The organism is Rhodococcus sp. 15-649-2-2 (assembly GCF_002258645.1).
GTDB lineage: Bacteria > Actinomycetota > Actinomycetes > Mycobacteriales > Mycobacteriaceae > Rhodococcoides.
Window position 1 is genome coordinate 222,086 of the sequence record NZ_NPFM01000011.1, and the last position, 18,266, is coordinate 240,351.

Genomic DNA, 18,266 nt, shown 5'->3' on the forward strand with positions numbered 1-18,266 from the left:
TGCCGATCATGGCGCGGTCGAGGTCGAGGTGGACGCCACCGCTCTACAGTCTGCTGCTGGCGCTGGTGATTCTCGGACCACTTCTCGGCCCCGGATACCTCCTGCTGCGCGACGCCGTCAGTACTCCCCATTCCTACTTCACCGACTCCGCCTGGGGAATCGCCGACGCGGCCGCGCGAGCCGTCCCGCAGGACGCCGCCATCGCAGCGCTGACGACGGTGTTCGACGGTGGCCTCGTCGTCAAGACCATCCTGCTGCTGGCGCTGTGGCTGGCAGGTTGGGGCGCTGCCGTCATGGCTCGTGCGGTGTTACCGACCGCTCCCCTGCCCGCGCTGCTCGTCGCCTCGACCGTGGCGATGTGGAACCCGTACGTCGCCGAGCGCTTGCTACAAGGACATTGGAGTCTGCTCGTCGGCTACGCCGCCCTCCCCTGGACCGTGGTCGCAGCGCTCGCGGTCAGACAGGGGCGTTCCTGGTGGGCCCTTGCCGTCTGTCTCGCTGCCGCCGGCCTCACCCCCACCGGCGCACTGCTTGCCGCCACTCTCGCGTCGGTGATTCTCGCCCTCCCCGGGGGTGCCCGACGCGGCCTGCGCGTGGTCGTCACCCTGGTGATCGCGGCGGTGGCGTCGGCGCCGTGGCTGGTGGCGACAGCCGTGTCCGGCAGTGGCGTCGAGCAGGCGGATCCGGCGGGATGGGCGGCATTCGCGGCTCGGGCCGAGCCGGGACTCGGCACGCTCGGCTCCCTGGCCGGCCTCGGCGGAATCTGGAACTCCGATGCCGTACCCGCTTCTCGTACAAGCAGTTTCGCATTCGCGGGCACCGCGATTCTGCTGACCGTGGTCGCGTTCGGTGTGCGGCCGCTGATCCGGCGTCGAAAAAATCCGGTGATCCTGGGACTCGCTGTCGTTGCGTTGCTTGCCATCGCAGTCCCTGCGCTCGCAGCAACGGGACCGGGGCTGGCAGTCGCCCGAGCGGTGGGCGAGACGGTGCCCGGCGCCGGGTTGCTCCGGGACTCTCAGAAATGGGTCGCGCTGGCGATGCCGATCTATGCGTTGGCCGCCGCGGCTGCGTTCACTCCCCGGCATCGACCGAATCCGGTGCAACCAACCGCGCTGAGCGCGGTCCAGCGCACCCGATTCGGCAGCGCCGTTGCGATATTGGCCCTGCTGATTGCACTACCCGACCTGGGTTGGGGCGTCGGGAACTCGATGCGGCCCGTCGTCTATCCGGCCTCCTGGCAGGCGGTCGCAGCCGAATTGCAGGGCAACGCCGGCGATGTCGCGGTGCTACCGGCCGGGATGTTCCGCCGCTTTCCCTACAGCGGCACTGCTCCCGTGCTCGATCCCGCGCCGCGCATGCTGCCACTGGACGTGTTGCAGACCGGCGAGCTCATCGTCGCAGGCGGCACGGTGCGGGGCGAGGGCACTCGTGCCACCGACGTCCAGAACGCTCTGCTCGCAGGCGAATCCGCGGAGACACTCGCAGAATTGGGCGTCGGGTGGGTGTTGGTGGAGAACACCACCCCCGGCGAGCTCGGCGACTCCGCGCAGACGCTGAACCGGTTGGACGCCGTGTACGAGGACGAGCAGCTCACGCTCTACCGGGTACCCGATCCCGTGATCACCGAGAGCCGCTCGAACACGGCCGTCGTCGTCGCCCACCTGGCCTGGGCACTGCTGCTTCTCGGGGGCCTAGCGACAGGGCTGGGACGCCTTCGACACTCCAGCCGAATCACCTTGCGACACAACGTCGGACGCTCCAACGAGACCTGACGACCACGCGCCACGCGTCGTCGCGTCGAGTACCGAGTACACACCCTGCGCACACTGCTCCCAGGAGAACTCTCCTGCGCGCACTCGCGCCTTCTCGCCCAGGCGAGTGCGGGCTTCGGCGTCCTGCAGCAGCTCCGAAACGGCAGCGGTCAGACCGGAGACGTCCCGGTCCTCGACCGACTGTCCGCCCACCAGAATGCCGGTGACGCCGTCGATGACCGAATCGGTGAGCCCTTTGGAGCTGCGATAGCCGACCGTGGGAACACCGTGCTGAGCGGCTTCGACGACCGCGAGGCCCCAACCCTCCTTGCGCGAGGGCATGACGTGCACCCACGAACGGCCGAGCAACTCGTGCTTGCGCTCCTCGTCGACATGGCCGTGGAAGGTGACGTACTGCTCGATCCCCAGTTCGCGCACGTAGTCGCGGAGATTCTGCTCCCACCAGCCGCCACCGATGACGTCCAGGTGGATGTCGGGGATCCGGCCGCGCAGCGCCGCGACGACGTCGAGAGCGTCCTCGATCTGCTTGTGCGGAACCAACCGGGACAGCACAGTGAGCGACGGGTACGCGGTACGGGTGCTGTCGTCACCCTCGTGGACCGACTGCGGGATCTCGTCGGCGCCGTTGCGGACCACGGCGATGCGCTCGCGGTCGACGCCGAGAGCGATCAGCTCGTCCGCGGACGGCAGCGACACCGTCAAGTACTGATTGCGACGGTGCACTCGGGGAGACACCGTCGATTCGAGCCACCAGCCGAGCTTGGCCATCATCGGCCCGGCGACCGGCCACTGCTCACGATGGCAGTGGTGCACCAGCAACGTGACGGGAACGCCGAGCGCGGCACGTGAAAAGAAGGGAATGCCGTTCTGGGTATCGATCACCGCGTCGGGTGCGATGCCCTTGAGCGGGCCGAATCCGAGTCGCCCGGCTGCGATGGCGGCCAATGCGCGGGGATACACCGACAGGCGACCGCCGCCGCGACTGATGCGGATGCCGTCGACGATCTCCTCGGCGGGAGCTCCGGGGTACGACGCCGTCCGCAGCGTGACGCGGACACCGCGTCGAGCCAGACCTGCGCCTACCTGCTCGAGGTAACGCTCGCTGCCGCCGCCCTGCGGGTGCCCGGTATCGCGCCAGCACAGCAACAGAACCTCGCGCACAGCTCGCTTCACCCAATTTCCGCATGCTCGTCTCGACCGCCGTCGATTACCGCTGCCACAGTAACCGCTAGGGTTCGTTTTCGTGACTTCCGCCGTGACACGTCTGTTCGCCTCCCGCGCGACACTGCGCCGCTCGGTGAAGCTGCTGAAGGACTTCGGCCACGAGCAGAGCGCTCCGGACATCTTCTACGGGGCCCTGGCGCGCGATTCCGTCGAGCTGATCGGTGATCTGTATCGGGGCCTGACCGGCACCGACATGTCGGCGGCGACGGTGTTGGACGTCGGCGGCGGACCCGGCTACTTCGCCGAGGTGTTCGGTGCGAGTTGCGCGCGCTACCTGCCCGTCGAGCCCGATGCCTCGGAGATGCACGCGGCGGGTCTGCAGATTCCCGGTTCGGTGCGCGGCTCCGGCATGGCACTGCCCTTTCGCGACGACAGCGTCGACATCTGCTTCTCCTCCAACGTCGCCGAACACGTGCGCGAGCCTTGGACCATGGCCGAGGAGATGCTCCGTGTCACCAAACCCGGCGGCCTCGCGGTGCTCTCGTACACCATCTGGTTCGGCCCGTTCGGCGGTCACGAGACCCGGCCCTGGCATTACCTCGGCGGCGAATACGCGGCCCGCCGCTACGCCCGCAGCACCGGTCACGAACCGAAGAATCGCTTCGGCGAATCACTGTTCGACATCAGCGCGTCGGACGGATTGCGTTGGGCACGAAGCACTCCCAACGCAACGTTACTAGCTGCTTTCCCGCGCTACCACCCGCGCTGGGCATGGTGGATGATGCGCGTTCCGATACTCCGCGAATTCTTGGGCAGCAACCTGGTGCTTGTCATGCGGCCCACCGCTTAGCCTGGATCGATGACGGCACTCGCGCTCGACATCGGCGGCACCAAGATGACAGCGGCACTCGTCGGCGAGGACGGTCGGCCGCAGAACCCGGTGACGGTCCCGACTCCCGAGTCCGGGGTGTGGCCTGCATGCGCGTCGTTGCTTCGGAAGATCGCTCCTGGACAGCACATCGACCGCATCGGCGTCGCCTGCTCCGGGCCGGTGAACCTCGAGACCGGATCGGTCGCACCGATCAACATCGACGAGTGGAAGAACGGATTCGGTCTGGGCGAGCACATCTCCGCCGTGCTTCCCGATGCCGAAATACGTCTGGCGATGGACGGCAGCGCAGCGGCACTGGGTGAGTATCGCTTCGGTGCCGCTGTGGGTGTGCCCGACGTACTGAGCCTGGTCGTCTCGACCGGCATCGGCGGTGGGTTGGTGCTGGGCGGAAAGATCGTCGCCGGAGCCAGCGGCAACGCCGGTCACATCGGCCACATCGTCGTTCCCGGTTCGACGACGCCCTGCGCGTGCGGCGGAATCGGGTGCGTGGAAACGGTGTCGAGTGGGCCCTCGGCGGTGCGGTGGGCACGTGAGCAGGGGTGGCCGGGAAGTACCGGTGTCGAACTGGCCGCGGACGCCGCCGCAGGCGAACCGCGCGCCATCACCTCACTGCAACGCGCCGGAGTGGCCCTGGGCCAGGCGATTGCCTCGGCCGTCGCACTGACGGACGTTCGCATGGTGGTGATCGGCGGCGGCTTCGCTCAGGCCGGCCCGCCACTGTGGGACCCGATACAGGAGTCGATCGCCTTGCACGCCCGGTTGACATTCCTCGGCGGCCTGCAGGTAGTTCCCGCTGCACTCGGTGGCCTGGGAACTCTCGCCGGGGCGGCCGCTCTCACGACCTGACGAGCCTTTCGACGGGCTCAGAAGCAACTTTCGGCCGATGCGGGAGTACCAGCTCGTACCGCAGAGTCGACTCATGCCGTCCGACGCAGCGCCCACTTCGTTGACCGAGCGTGCTCTCGGCCCTGACCTGTCCCGTGGGTTCATGCTTCTTTTCATCGCACTGGCGAACTCGCATTACTTCCTGCAGTCCCCAGAGTGGTTCGGCGGCTTCCCCTACGCGAGCGGGCGCGTCGACGGAGCCGTCGCTTGGCTGCTCACAACGTTCGTCGACGGACGCGCGTTTCCCATGTTCGGTTTGCTCTTCGGATACGGTGTGGCCCAGATCGTTCGACGCCAAGGGGATTCATCCCGCAGAGCGGTTCGGCGATTGCTCTGGCGCAGAGCAGTCGTGTTGATCCTGGTCGGTTTCCTGCACGCGACGCTGCTCTACGCCGGCGACATCCTCACGGCTTATGGCGTCCTACTCCTGTTCGGTGCCTGGATGGTCCACTGGCGGGGCGGGTGGTTGCTTGCCGTCGCCGCAGCGATGCTCGCTCTCATCACGATGCCGTCCGGTGATTCCCTCGCGACGAGCCTGATGGGACCCGATGAGACCGCACTACCCCGGTCGTGGGCCGACCTGGGCAGCCGCTCCGGGGTCTCGCTGTACGTGGCAGCGCTGGGGCCGTTCGGATTCCTCGGCCCGTTCGCGGCGGGACTCTGGGCCGGTCGACGACGGATACTCGAACGACCCGAGAATCACCTTCGGCTGCTGCGCACCGTCGCAACCGTCGGGATCGGCGTTGCCGTCGTCGGCGCGCAACCCGTCGCGGCGATCCACCTCGGCCTCGTGAGCATCCCGAACAGTGAGACCCTGAGCCTGATCGGACCGTGGCACGACGCGTCGGGCGTTGCTGGGGGAATCGGCTACGCCGCATTGCTCGCGTTGATCGCGCACCGGGTCTCGGACCATCCCTGCTGGTTCATCACTGCCGTCCAGGCGGCGGGACAACGATCGATGACCTGCTACCTCGCACAGTCGGTGGTCTGGACGATCGCCTTCACTCCGGTGCTGCTCGACCTCTCGGACGATCTGTCCGTCATCGGCGTCGCGATGCTGGCCGTTACCACATGGGTACTCACGGTTGTACTCGCCGACCGGCTGCGACGGGCGGGGTCGCGAGGACCGTTCGAAACGCTGATCCGGCGGGTCACTTACGGACCGCCATCACTGATCCGGTGATGCATCGCCGCGCTCACGACCTGACCCACACAGCCAGAACGGGGCCCACCCCTCGGTGAGCCCCGTTCCGTGTCGTGAATACTACGCGCCCAAACGCTGCTTGAGGGCGTCGAATTCGTCCTGAATCCCGGTGGGCAGTTTCTCGCCGACGAAGTCGAACCACTCCTGGATCAGCGGGATCTCGGCCTTCCACTCCTCGGTGTTCACCGCGAGTGCCTCGGCCACGTCGTCGACGGTGGTGTCGAGTCCGTCGATGTCGAGTGCCTCGGCGGTGGGGACCACGCCGATCGGTGTCTCGACGCCAGCGGCCTTGTGCTCGATGCGCTCGACGATCCACTTGAGCACACGCGAGTTCTCGCCGAATCCGGGCCACAGGAAGCGCTTGTCGTCGCCGCGGCGGAACCAGTTGACGTAGAACACCTTCGGCAGCTTGGACTCGTCGGCGTTCTTGCCGAGGTCGATCCAGTGCTGGAAGTAATCGCCCACGTTGTAGCCGAGGAACGGCAGCATCGCCATCGGGTCGCGTCGGACGGTACCGACGGTGCCCTCGGCGGCAGCGGTCTGCTCGGAGCCGACGGTGGCTCCCATGAACACGCCGTGCTGCCAGTCGCGGGCCTCGGTCACCAGCGGGACGGTGGTCTTGCGACGTCCGCCGAACAGGATTGCCGAGATCGGTACACCCTGCGGGTCGTCCCACTCGGGAGCCATGGACGGGCACTGGGCCATCGGCACGCAGTAACGCGAATTGGGATGTGCGGCATCGGTTCCGGACTCGGGGGTCCAGTCGTTGCCCTTCCAGTCGATGAGGTGATCGGGCTTGCCTTCGAGGCCTTCCCACCACACGTCGCCGTCATCGGTGAGGCCGACGTTGGTGAACACCGAGTTGCCCTGATCGATGGTCTTCATCGCATTCGGGTTCGAGTCCCAGTTGGTGCCGGGCGCGACGCCGAAGAAACCGAACTCGGGGTTGACGGCGTAGAGACGACCGTCCTCACCGAAGCGCATCCACGCGATGTCGTCGCCGATGGTCTCGGCGCGCCAGCCCGGAATGGTCGGCTGAATCATCGCGAGGTTGGTCTTGCCGCACGCGGACGGGAATGCCGCCGCGATGTAGTAGGCCTTGTCCTCGGGCGAGATCAGCTTGAGGATCAGCATGTGCTCGGCGAGCCAGCCCTCGTCGTGGGCCATCGCCGAGGCGATACGCAACGAGTAGCACTTCTTGCCCAGCAGAGCGTTGCCGCCGTAACCGGATCCGTAGCTCCAGATCTCGCGATCCTCGGGGAAGTGCGTGATGTATTTGGTGTCGTTGCACGGCCACGGCACGTCGGCCTGGCCCTCCGCGAGCGGTGCGCCGAGCGAGTGCAGCGCCTTGACGTAGAACCCGTCCTCGCCGATCTTGTCCAACGCAGCCTGGCCCATGCGGGTCATCACGCGCATGGAGATGACGACGTATTCGGAATCGGTGAGCTCGACGCCCAGCTTCGGATCGGCGGCGTCGAGCGGGCCCATGCAGAACGGAACGACGTACATGGTGCGTCCGCGCATGCAGCCGCGGTAGAGATCGGTCATCAGCGTCCGCATCTCGGACGGGTCCATCCAGTTGTTGGTGGGACCGGCGTCGATCTCTTCCTTGGAACAGATGTACGTGCGCGATTCGACACGGGCGACGTCCGACGGATCGGAGTTGCCGAGGAACGAGTTGGGCTTCTTCTCGTCGTTGAGACGAGTGAAGGTGCCTGCCTCGACCAGCTTGTCGGTCAGGCGCTCCCACTCGGCGTCGGATCCGTCAGCGAACACCACGGAGTCCGGTTCGGTCAGTTCGGCTACCTGAGCAACCCAGGCAAGCAGTTCTTTGTGTCGAGTCGGCACGCTGTCGGTGCCGCTCAAACCGGGAATGGTCGCTGAGGTCATCTAACTCTCCTGGGGTTAGCCGGAACCGGGAAGAATTCGCACGATCGCTGTGGGCAAGCACGCACGAGTAGATCTCGGTTTTCCCCTCTCGGCGGGGCGCTGCTCGGCCGTTCGAGCTGCAGTACACCATGTTACTGGGTACGGCAAGCCGAGGACCGAGCGCCGGATGTCCTGTTCATCAGGTTAACGCCGAGCGACGTGAATCCAGAAACAGGGTGTTGTCCGATTGGTCACAAGACCGATTCAGATTGGGAAAGATCCGCGCAAGAAGGCTTCGACCAGGGGCGATACGCTGTCCATGCCGTGGCGTTACAGCTCGCCCGATTCGGACATTTCACCCCTGCCAATACCGTTCGCCTCGCGAAAAATCTCCCAGCTTCGGTATTGGCCGTCACGTCCGAAGGCGGTGAACTTGTCTGTCACACCATCACCGTCGACGTCGGTCGCCACCGTGATCCCGGCATCGGTGTGCCGCACGGTGGTCTCGTAGTGACCGTCGCCGTCGAGATCGAGAAGGTCGGCCGAGACGACGGGCGCACCCGCGTCGAACTCGTGTTGCGCCACGTCATCCGTGGGAAAACCTTCCGCTGCGAAGCCATCCACCGCGATCATCGACGCCCCTCATCCAGTTCGACCGACACTGCACCTACTGACTCCGACGCACGGACAGATCGAACGGTTCCACCGGGCCGCGGAATCGCTCCAGCCCCCGTTCGAGTGCAGAGAGATCCCGATCGCACGCCGACAGCAACGCCGATCGGTGGTCGGCAAGCGCGCGTAATTCGGCATCCACCTCGGCAAGCGCGACGTCGATGCGGGCCGCGGCCTCCCGGTCCGCCACCGCGAGGGCGGCCGCGAGAGCGGACTCGGCTTCGAGGATGCGCGAGAGCAGCCGCTGCTCCACCGCGGACTTCACTCGGGCCAGACATTCCTGCGTCCAGCTCCGCATGTGCGACCGATCCGACACCAACGCCCGCGACCGCGTCAACCACCACGCGAGCGCCCCGCCGAGAACGAGGGTGATCACGGTGTTGGCCACCGCCCACGCCTGCACCAGTGCCATCGGAGAGACGATCAGGCGTCCGAGGCCGACTCCCGCCGACGCCCCGACCACGATCATGATGGCGTCCTCGATACCGCGACGCCGGGACGGTGCCCCGATGTCGAGCGACGCGTCCTCCGCGCTCGCCTGGGCCACCGTCTGGCCGAGCCCCAGATCGGACTCCACCGCTCGCAGTCCCGCGGTGAGCGCAGCGTCGGCTCGCCTCTGCGCACCTCGCGCCGACTCGGCGACATGCGCGGGCAAGTGCTTCAGCTCGGCCCGCCGTGCCCCGTCGATCGATCCCCTCACCTCGACGCCCAGTTCGCGAAGATCCTCGGCGGCGGCATGGAGCGACTCCACCCGAAGCCGCTGAATCCGATTGTGCAACAGCGCACGTCGATCACCACCGAGGCTCTCTCGTTCGCCGACGAGTGCGGCTCGTCGCGCGCGAAGTGGAACGGAGTCGCTACCCCCGGTCACTGCGCGAGCTCTCGCTACGATCGACGCTTTGGCTCCGGCGGCGCAGTCATGCACCGCCGCAGCGTATTTGCGCTGCGCTCCGAGAGCTGTGGCGTCCAGCAGCAGCACACCGAGCCGGTCCGTCACAGCCCCGAGGCCGGATTCGACGCACACTGCTGCGTCGCCACTGTCCCTCCCCACCCGTGCCAACCGGACCGAGACCGGGTGGAACGTGCACTCCACCGCTCGCGGAACACACTCGGCCACCAGGTCACCGTCGGCGATCACCACCTCACGCCAGTGCCTGTGCACGTCGATCTTGTTCACCACGAACACGACCGGCGTGGATTCGAGTGCCCCTCGCCATCGCTCGATCTCGACACGATCGACCGGAGCCGACGCGTCGACGACGATCAGCACGACGGCTGCGTCGGCTACCGAATCCGAGAATTCGACGCCACCGAGCCGGGACAGCTCGCGGCGCAGCTCCGACTTCCCCGATCCGGCCGTGCCGGTCAGGTGCACCCCGGCGGGTCGGCTCTCCCGCGCCCGGGCGATCCGATCGAGTGCATCCGAGTTCCAGCGCCGAAGAACGCTTTTCATGTCCTCCGACAACGGCGTCATCGCCGCAGCATCCGCACGTAGCCCCGACACAACGCGAGTGCCGACCGACGCACTCCCGAGTCCCCGGCCGCGGCCGCGCGCTGTTTCCACAGCGCTGCCTGCTCCACCACGACCTGCTCGGAACCGGTCTCGATCGGCAAGCCCAAATGCAGAGCAGCGCAGCGCATTTCCGCTGCCACGGCCTCGTCCGAGGCCAGGTACGACTCGACGGCACCGCGCAGCTGTCGATGCCGAGCGCCGATCTGCTGCAGGCTCCGGTGCAGGTGTGCGTCGCGCCTCGCTGCGGCTACCGACACCGCCGTCGACACCGCGGCCAGCACCGCGTCGACACCGGTGGCATCGGCCAGCTCACGCAGCGCATCACCGTCGGACACAGCGGTTCTCTGCCGCAGCACGTCGATCAGCAGGGCGACGCCGCGCAGTTCGATGCACTCGATCAGTGCCTCTCGGCGACGCGTCGAGACGGTGATATCGGCGGCGAGGAAGCGCTCCACGGTCAACAGGTCTGCTGGGCCCACCTCGCTCGCAGCGACGGCGCGAACGTCGGCCATGACGAGCGAAACCCCGGACCGACCCATGCCGCGCAGTCCCGTGCCGCCCAGTCCCGCTGCGGTCGCACCCATCACCGGCAGCACCGTCCGCGCGAGCTGGTGGGAGGCCGCCGCAGCCGCCGCCGTTGGATCGTCGAGGGTGTCCGCCTTGGTGAGCACAACGACGGTCCCGTCCTGCGCGCCGCCGGGAGGCGAACTCAGGAACGCAGTGTCGACCGGTGACACCGCGCCTGCGATGACGTAGACGAGAACGTCGAAGTCCGTGTTGTCGGTGACGCTGTCTTCGCGCACCCGCACATCGAGGCCGTCCGCGTCGAGGCGCACCGACTCGAGGATCGCGAGGATCGCGGATTTACCCACTCCGGTTCGACCCGTCACCCGCACGATCAGCGGCCGCAGTCGATCCTGCAGCGCGGTGTCGACGGCCTCCCGAGCACCGTCGTCGGCAGTCACCCCGATCGAGCTCACGGCGGTGCGGTCTCGCAGTCGTCCGAAACCCGCCACGCTCATATTCGATCCCCCCAGAACGACCGCCGTCTGCCCCCGGACGCGGCGCACAGCCCCCTGCTGCGGCACCGATTCTGGCACATCGGTGAGCTGCACGACCCGCCCCGAAGAATTGCACCGTTGTAATTAGTCGCGGACTTCCTGCCCCTGATCAGCGGCAGGACGCCAAGTCTCAACTTCAACTCGAGACCCACGTGTCACACGCCCCGTCGATGCGCGACAATGGAGCCGTGAACGAGTCTCAGGACACCTCTGTCGACACCGAGGAGAACGCAGCGCGCACCCACGAACGGGGCTCACGGCTGTACCCACGAGTGACGAGCTTCCGCTCTCGGCGTGGAGCGCTGACCGAGGCTCAACAGACCACCTGGGACAGCCTGTGGCCGCGTATCGGCCGAGATGTCGCCGACGAGCAGATCGACATCGACGCCTGGTTCGGCCGCAGCGGACCGGCGATTCTCGAGATCGGGTCGGGTACCGGCACGGCCACTACGGCGATGGCCTCGGCCGAGCCGCACGTCAACCTCATGGCCGTCGAGGTCTACCGTCCCGGCCTGGCGCAGACGCTGCAGCAGATCGAACGAGAAGGCATCGAGAACATCCGGCTGCTTCGCGGTGACGCCATGGACGTGCTCGAGAACATGTTGTCGTCGGAGTCGTTGACCGGAGTCCGGGTCTTCTTTCCCGATCCCTGGCCCAAGGTTCGCCACCACAAGCGTCGCCTGCTGCAGGGGCCGACCTTCGCGATGATCGCGGATCGACTGAAGCCGGGCGGCGTTCTGCACGTGGCCACCGATCATGCCGAATACGCTGAGTGGATTGCCGAGGCCGGGAACGCCGAACCCGGTTTGACCGTTCTCGATTGGGAATCGCCCATGACGCACGAGCGGCCGGTGACCAAGTTCGAGGGCAAGGCACAGCTGGTCGGCAGCTCGGTGACGGAATTGATCTGGGGAAAGAAGACAGCATGAGCGTCAGTACGGACATGCCCGACACCGTGATCGACCCCTCCGAACTCGGCGCGATCGGTGAATCGCGCCACAGCAAGCGCGTCCTGCTGGTCTGGGACGCCCCCAACCTGGACATGGGACTGGGTGCAATTCTGGGTGGCAGACCCACCGCCGCCTACCGCCCACGGTTCGATGCACTGGGCCGTTGGCTGCTCAGCCGCACCGCCGAACTCTCCACCTCGGGCACCGCGACGCTCGAACCCGAGGCGACGGTGTTCACCAATATCGCTCCCGGTAGCGCCGATGTCGTCCGACCCTGGGTCGAAGCATTGCGTAACGTGGGCTTCGCGGTGTTCGCCAAGCCCAAGGTCGACGAAGACAGCGATGTCGACGCCGACATGCTCGACCACATCGATTTCCGCAACCGTGACGGCGGCCTCGCCGGGGTCATGGTCGCGTCCGCCGACGGTCAAGCGTTCAAGGGCCCGCTGGAGGCCATCGCAGCAACCGGAGTGCCGGTCCAGGTACTGGGTTTCCGGGAGCACGCAAGCTGGGCTGTCACGTCGGACATCCTGGAATTTCTCGATCTCGAGGACATTCCTGGCGTCTTCCGTGAGCCACTGCCACGGGTGAGTCTCGACTCCCTCCCCGACGAGGGCGCGTGGCTGCAGCCCTTCCGACCGCTGTCCGCCCTGCTCGTCGGGCGCCAAGGAGTTTCTTAAGTGTTCGCCAGATGGGGAGACGTCGTCTACCGGCTGCGGTACACCGTTATCGGTGTCATGGTGGCCGGGCTGTTGGGCTTCGCAGCCTACGGTCTCGATCTCAACAGCCATCTCAGTCAGAGCGGTTGGGACGATCCGACCTCGGAATCGGCCCAGGCTGCCCGTCTGGCGGACACCACGTTCGGTCGCGACAAGCAGGGTGACGTCATCGTGCTCTACACGGCCCCTGCGGGATCGACTATCGACGACCCGGATTTCCAGTCCAAGATCGTCGCCAATCTCGACTCTCTCGCCGCCGACCACCCCGACCAGATCGAGAAGGTCAACGGCAGTTACTTCCGGACGGCGACTGCTCCGAACCTCGCCGCGCTCGGCACCACCGACAAGCAACACGCCATTGCCAGCGTTGCCATCGCCGGTGCCAACGACACCGAGCTGACCAACAACTTCCAAGCCGTCAAGGACGTCTTCTACATCGACGGCGTCGACGTCCAGGTGACCGGACTGCAAGCCGTGGCGGGCGCACTGCAGTCGACCATGGCCGGCGACATCCACCGCATGGAGCTACTGGCGATCCCGGCCGTCGCGGTGCTGCTGTTCTTCATCTTCGGTGGCGTGGTCGCAGCCGCGCTTCCGCTGATCATCGGTGGCCTGACCGTCGTCGGAGCCAACGGCATCGTGAAGGTGTTCACCAACTTCACCGAAGTGAACTCGTTCGTTGCGCCCGTGGTCTCACTGGTCGGCCTCGGCCTGGCCATCGACTACGGACTGTTCATCGTGTCGAGATTCCGAGAAGAACTCGGCGACGGCTACACGACGCCACAGGCCGTGCGCCGGACCGTCATGACGGCCGGTCGCACCGTGGTGTTCTCGGCGACGATGATCGTCGCGTCCCTCGGTGGACTGCTGCTGTTCCCGCAGGGCTTCCTGAAGTCGGTGGCCTACGGCTCCATCGCCACCGTCGCGCTCGCGGCACTGACGGCCATCACGATCCTGCCCGCCATGCTCGCGATCCTCGGCCCACGCGTGGACGCGCTCGGTCTGAAGTTCATGCGCAAGACCAAGTCGAGCGAGGAAATCGAGAACGGCATGTGGGGCCGCCTCACCCGCTGGGTGATGCGCAACCCCGTCAAGGTCACCGTGCCCATCGTGCTCGGTCTGGTGCTGCTGACGCTGCCCGTCGGCAACATCAAATTCGGCGGCATCAACGAGACCTACCTGCCTCCCGACAACGTCACCCGCGAAGCGCAGGGCGAGTTCGACACGCTCTTCCCCGGTCAGCGCACCGAGCCGATCAAACTGGTGATCAGCAATGCGCAGGGCGCCAACCTAGCCGCGATCACCAACCAGGCGAACAACGCTCCCGGGTTGGTCGAACAGTTCTCCCCTGTGGGTGCCAGCAAGGACGGCATCATCGTCTTCAAGGCCGGTCTGGTCGATCGCAACGATTCCAAACCCGCCATCGACTTCCTCCGCAGTATCGACGTGCCGGACGGAGCGTCGGTTCTCGTCGGCGGCACTCCTGCCATCGAGCAGGACTCGATCAGCGCACTCATCGACAAATTGCCGCTGATGGCCGTGCTCGTGGTGTTCATCGTGACGCTGCTGATGTTCCTGACGTTCGGATCGTTGGTGTTGCCGATCAAGGCGGTGCTCATGACCGTCCTCGGTCTCGGTGCCACCATGGGCATTCTGACGTGGATATTCATCGACGGAAACGGCGCGGGGCTGATGAATTTCACCCCTGGTCCGATCATGGCTCCGGTGTTGGTGCTGATCATCTCGATTGTGTTCGGCTTGTCCACCGACTACGAGGTGTTCCTACTCTCGCGCATGGTGGAGGCTCGCGAAAAGGGTGCCAGCACAAGCGAAGCCATCCGAATCGGAACCTCGCACACCGGTCGCATCATCACCGCCGCGGCCCTGATCCTCATCGTCGTGACCGGAGCGTTCGCGTTCTCCGATCTGGTGATGATGAAGTACATCGCGTACGGCATGATCGCCGCACTCATCATCGACGCCACCCTCATCCGCATGTTCCTCGTGCCCGCCACGATGAAACTGCTCGGCGACGATTGCTGGTGGGCTCCGCAGTGGATGAAGCGAATTCAGCGCAAGCTCGGACTCGGCGAGACCATCCTCGAGGACGAGCTCCTCCCCATCGCCGATGTGCCAGAGCTCGCCCTCGCCGGGGGTGCACCGTCCACCACGGTCGCACCGCCGCTGCGTCCGGCACCGCGCCGCAGCGAACCGCTCACCGAGCCCATTCCTGTTGTCGCGCCCCATGGTTCGGGCCCCATCCGGGCGACCCACGCCGCGAAAGAAGAGTCACGGCGCAGTGTGACGGGACGGCCGGCAACACCACCCGAGCCGACCCGCGAAACTCCGGCGGCTCCCCCTGCGCAGCAAGCTCCGCGCTCTGCCCCGAATCAGCCGACACCACCACGTCCACGTCCGACCGTGGAGCCGCATCCGAACGCAGGGCCACGTCCTACTGCAGGGCAACGTCCTACTGCAGGGCAACGTCCCACTGCAGGGCAACGTCCCACTGCAGGGCCACGTCCGGCCGTCGAGCCGGAACCGACCCAGGCCGCAGAGGTAGTTCGACCTGCGCCCTCGGTCGATCCGGTTGCGGATTCTCCGTCGGTCGAGCCGCCGCGCGCACCGAGCACACCGCGTCCGCCGGTCGCACCGCCCAGCCGACCCCGCCCTGCTCGGGCACCTCGAGCCGAGGAACCGGACTCACGGTCCATCGAGAGTTGGCTCGCCGATCTGCGCGCACCCAGTGCGTCGCCGCCGAGTCGGCCGAACGCGACCGTCAACGGATCCGATCGGAACGGTCACGGCGAGAACGGCTCTGCTCGAAACGGCTCTGCTGACAACGGCTCTGCACCGAACGGGTCAGCCGGAAGCAGCTCGAATCGAAACGGCAACAGCAGCAACGGATCCGGCCACAACGCCAGCAATGGCAGCAATGGCACCGAGCATCGCGCCGGCAACGACACCGAGCACAACGGCAGCAATGGATCCGAACACCGTGGGTCCGAGCGCAACGGGTCCGAGCGCAACGGGTCCGAACGCACAGGGTCCGAACGCACCGGGTCCGAGCGCAACGGCACCAACGGATCCGAGTCGGACAGGCCGTCGGGCCGTCGTGCGGCACCGGCAACCGAGGGTGGCGACAGTGGCCGTCATCGCGGCGGGGAGAACGGGCAGGTACTCAGTGTCAGCGAATTGCTTGCGAGGGAACGCAACCGTTCACGCTGATGGAGCGCTGCCGCGCAGGTGAGCGGCTCACCTGCATAGGTCGTTGCGCAGGCTACACTCCTGCCTCGTAGTGGGGTCGAAGTTTCATTCACGAGGCGGTGACGCCGCGTGCACCGAGGGGGAGTGACACACACGTGTTCGTTCGATGGGGAAACTTCGTCCACCGCCTTCGGTACAGCGTTCTCGGGGTGATGGTGGCCGGGCTGGCGATCTTGGCGGCGTACGGCTGGGATCTACCGGACCACCTGAGCCAGAGCGGATTCGACGATCCGACGTCGCAGTCGGCCGCGGCCAGCAATCTTGCGGACGAGACGTTCGGGCGTGACACCGAGGGCGATGTCATCGTGCTCTACACAGCTCCCGAGGGCTCGAACATCGATGATCCGTCGTTCGATGCCGCGATCATCCAGAATCTCGATTCGCTGGTCGCCGACCACCCGGACCGCATCGCGAAGATCAACGGCAGCTATTTCAGAACTGCGGAAGCACCGGTGCTCGCGGCGCTCGGCACCGCCGACAAGCAGCATGCCATCGCCAGCATCGCGATCGTCGGAAGCAACGACACCGAACTGACCGAGAACTTCGAGGCCGTGCAGAACGCCTTCTACATCGACGGTGTCGATGTGCAGGTCGCCGGACAGCAGGCGGTGGCGGCCTCTCTGCAGTCGACGATGACCGACGACATCCATCGCATGGAGGTCCTCGCCATCCCCGCCGTCGCGGTGCTGCTGTTCTTCGTCTTCGGCGGCGTTGTTGCTGCCGCGCTTCCCCTCATCGTCGGCGCGCTGACGGTCATCGGGGCCAACGGCATCGTGAAGCTGTTCACCCACGTCACCGAGGTCAACACCTTCGTCGCACCGGTGGTGTCGCTGGTGGGGCTCGGCTTGGCCATCGACTACGGCCTGTTCATCGTCTCCCGTTTCCGCGAGGAGCTGGGAGACGGCAGATCGACGCCCGATGCGGTCCGTCGAACAGTCATGACCGCCGGTCGCACGGTGGCGTTCTCGGCGACGATCATCGTCGCGTGCCTCGGTGGCCTGTTGCTGTTTCCGCACGGGTTTCTGCGATCGGTCGCCCTGGGTTCGATTGCGACGGTTGCTCTCGCGGCCCTGAACGCGATCACCATCCTGCCCGCCATTCTGTCGATTCTCGGCCCACGCGTCGATGCGCTCGGCCTCGCGTTCATGCGCAAGACGAAGTCCTCGGAAGAGATCGAGAACGGCAGGTGGGGCAAGCTCACGCACTGGGTCATGCGCAATCCCATCAAAGTGGTCGTCACCATCGTTCTCGGACTGCTGGCCCTGACGTTGCCCATCGGCAATCTCGCGTTCGGCGGAATCAACGAAACGTATCTGCCACCGGACAATCCGACGCGAGTGGCGCAGGAACAGTTCGACGAGTTGTTCCCCGGCCAACGCACCGAGCCCATCAAACTGGTCATCCAGAACGCGCAGGGTTCCACACTCGCAGCCATCACCACCCAGGCGAACAACGCACCCGGCCTGATCGAGCAATTCACCCCGGTCGGTGCCAGCAAGGACGGCATCATCGTCTTCAAGGCCGGGTTGATCGATCGGAACGACAGCGCGCCCGCCATCGAATTCCTCCGCAGCATCGACACTCCGGACGGCACGACGATGCAGGTGACGGGAACGCCTGCGATCGAACGGGATTCGATCGATGCGATGGTCGATCGCCTACCCCTGATGGCGGCACTGGTCGTCATCGTCGTCACGGTACTGATGTTCCTGACGTTCGGATCGCTGGTGTTGCCCATCAAGGCGGTACTGATGACGACGCTCGGGCTCGGTTCCACGATGGGAATTCTGACGTGGATCTTCATCGACGGCCACGGTGCCGGTTGGATGAATTTCACCCCCGGACCGATCATGGCGATGATTCTGTTGCTGATCGCGGCAATCGTCTTCGGACTCTCCACCGACTACGAGGTATTCCTCCTGTCCCGGATGGTCGAGGCTCGCGAAAAGGGCTCCAGTACAAGCGAAGCCATCCATATCGGCTCCTCTCACACCGGTCGCATCATCACCGCCGCGGCCTTGATCCTCATCGTCGTCACGGGGGCATTCGCGTTCTCCGATCTGGTGATGATGAAGTACATCGCGTACGGCATGATCGCCGCTCTGATCATCGACGCGACCGTCATCCGCATGTTCCTGGTGCCCGCGACGATGAAACTGCTCGGCGACGCCAGCTGGTGGGCACCGGCCGGAATGAAACGAATGCAGCGCAAGCTCGGACTCGGCGAGACCGTCCCGAAAGACGACTGACGCGCCTGTCCCCGCAACGCGTGAATGGACCATTGCACCGCCGAGACGT

At 66.0% G+C, this 18,266-nt stretch carries 13 protein-coding genes; 8 read left to right on the forward strand and 5 right to left on the reverse strand.

Going from position 1 to position 18,266, the window contains the following annotated elements; translation table 11 throughout:
* The first annotated feature begins 8 nt into the window (after positions 1-8).
* Positions 9-1,772, forward strand: a complete 1,764-nt coding sequence (locus CH305_RS06115) for a hypothetical protein (protein WP_094703204.1) — start codon at positions 9-11, stop codon at positions 1,770-1,772.
* Here the strand turns inward: CH305_RS06115 and CH305_RS06120 are convergent.
* Complete coding sequence (locus CH305_RS06120; RefSeq protein WP_094703203.1) at positions 1,692-2,933, reverse strand: glycosyltransferase family 4 protein; 1,242 nt, start codon at positions 2,931-2,933, stop codon at positions 1,692-1,694. The genes CH305_RS06115 and CH305_RS06120 overlap by 81 nt on opposite strands.
* A gap of 82 nt (positions 2,934-3,015) precedes the next feature.
* On the opposite strand from CH305_RS06120, the gene CH305_RS06125 reads away from it, so the two are divergent.
* From CH305_RS06125 to CH305_RS06135, 3 genes are all read left to right on the forward strand, one after another.
* Positions 3,016-3,786 (forward strand): class I SAM-dependent methyltransferase, encoded by a 771-nt coding sequence (locus CH305_RS06125; RefSeq protein ID WP_256983566.1) that lies wholly within the window; start codon positions 3,016-3,018, stop codon positions 3,784-3,786.
* A gap of 9 nt (positions 3,787-3,795) precedes the next feature.
* On the forward strand, positions 3,796-4,674 hold the full coding sequence (locus CH305_RS06130) for an ROK family protein (RefSeq protein ID WP_032405272.1): 879 nt from the start codon (positions 3,796-3,798) through the stop codon (positions 4,672-4,674).
* Positions 4,675-4,747: 73 nt separating this feature from the next.
* The gene (locus tag CH305_RS06135) at positions 4,748-5,896 is read left to right on the forward strand and encodes a DUF418 domain-containing protein (protein WP_094703205.1); all 1,149 of its coding nucleotides are present in this window, start codon (positions 4,748-4,750) and stop codon (positions 5,894-5,896) included.
* Positions 5,897-5,977: 81 nt separating this feature from the next.
* On the opposite strand, the gene CH305_RS06140 is transcribed toward CH305_RS06135, so the two are convergent.
* The 4 genes from CH305_RS06140 to CH305_RS06155 form a co-directional block, all read right to left on the reverse strand.
* On the reverse strand, positions 5,978-7,807 hold the full coding sequence (locus CH305_RS06140; protein ID WP_032405271.1) for a phosphoenolpyruvate carboxykinase (GTP): 1,830 nt from the start codon (positions 7,805-7,807) through the stop codon (positions 5,978-5,980).
* 309 nt (positions 7,808-8,116) lie between these two features.
* The gene (locus CH305_RS06145) at positions 8,117-8,419 is read right to left on the reverse strand and encodes a DUF6802 family protein (RefSeq protein WP_052070345.1); all 303 of its coding nucleotides are present in this window, start codon (positions 8,417-8,419) and stop codon (positions 8,117-8,119) included.
* Positions 8,420-8,453: 34 nt separating this feature from the next.
* Entirely contained in the window at positions 8,454-9,932 is a 1,479-nt protein-coding gene (locus CH305_RS06150; RefSeq protein ID WP_143545257.1) for a hypothetical protein, read from the reverse strand.
* Entirely contained in the window at positions 9,929-10,993 is a 1,065-nt protein-coding gene (locus CH305_RS06155) for a hypothetical protein (protein ID WP_094703123.1), read from the reverse strand. The genes CH305_RS06150 and CH305_RS06155 overlap by 4 nt, the downstream gene beginning before the upstream one ends.
* 209 nt (positions 10,994-11,202) lie before the next feature.
* Here CH305_RS06155 and trmB point away from each other — a divergent pair, with 209 nt between their 5' ends.
* The 4 genes from trmB (at position 11,203) to CH305_RS06175 (ending at position 18,217) form a co-directional block, all read left to right on the forward strand.
* Complete coding sequence (trmB, locus tag CH305_RS06160; protein WP_032405268.1) at positions 11,203-11,961, forward strand: tRNA (guanosine(46)-N7)-methyltransferase TrmB; 759 nt, start codon at positions 11,203-11,205, stop codon at positions 11,959-11,961.
* 14 nt (positions 11,962-11,975) lie between these two features.
* Positions 11,976-12,662, forward strand: a complete 687-nt coding sequence (locus CH305_RS06165) for an NYN domain-containing protein (protein WP_230592732.1) — start codon at positions 11,976-11,978, stop codon at positions 12,660-12,662.
* Positions 12,663-15,929, forward strand: a complete 3,267-nt coding sequence (locus CH305_RS06170) for an MMPL family transporter (protein ID WP_094703124.1) — start codon at positions 12,663-12,665, stop codon at positions 15,927-15,929.
* A 134-nt stretch (positions 15,930-16,063) separates the two neighbouring features.
* On the forward strand, positions 16,064-18,217 hold the full coding sequence (locus tag CH305_RS06175; protein ID WP_037147310.1) for an MMPL family transporter: 2,154 nt from the start codon (positions 16,064-16,066) through the stop codon (positions 18,215-18,217).
* Positions 18,218-18,266: the final 49 nt, after the last annotated feature.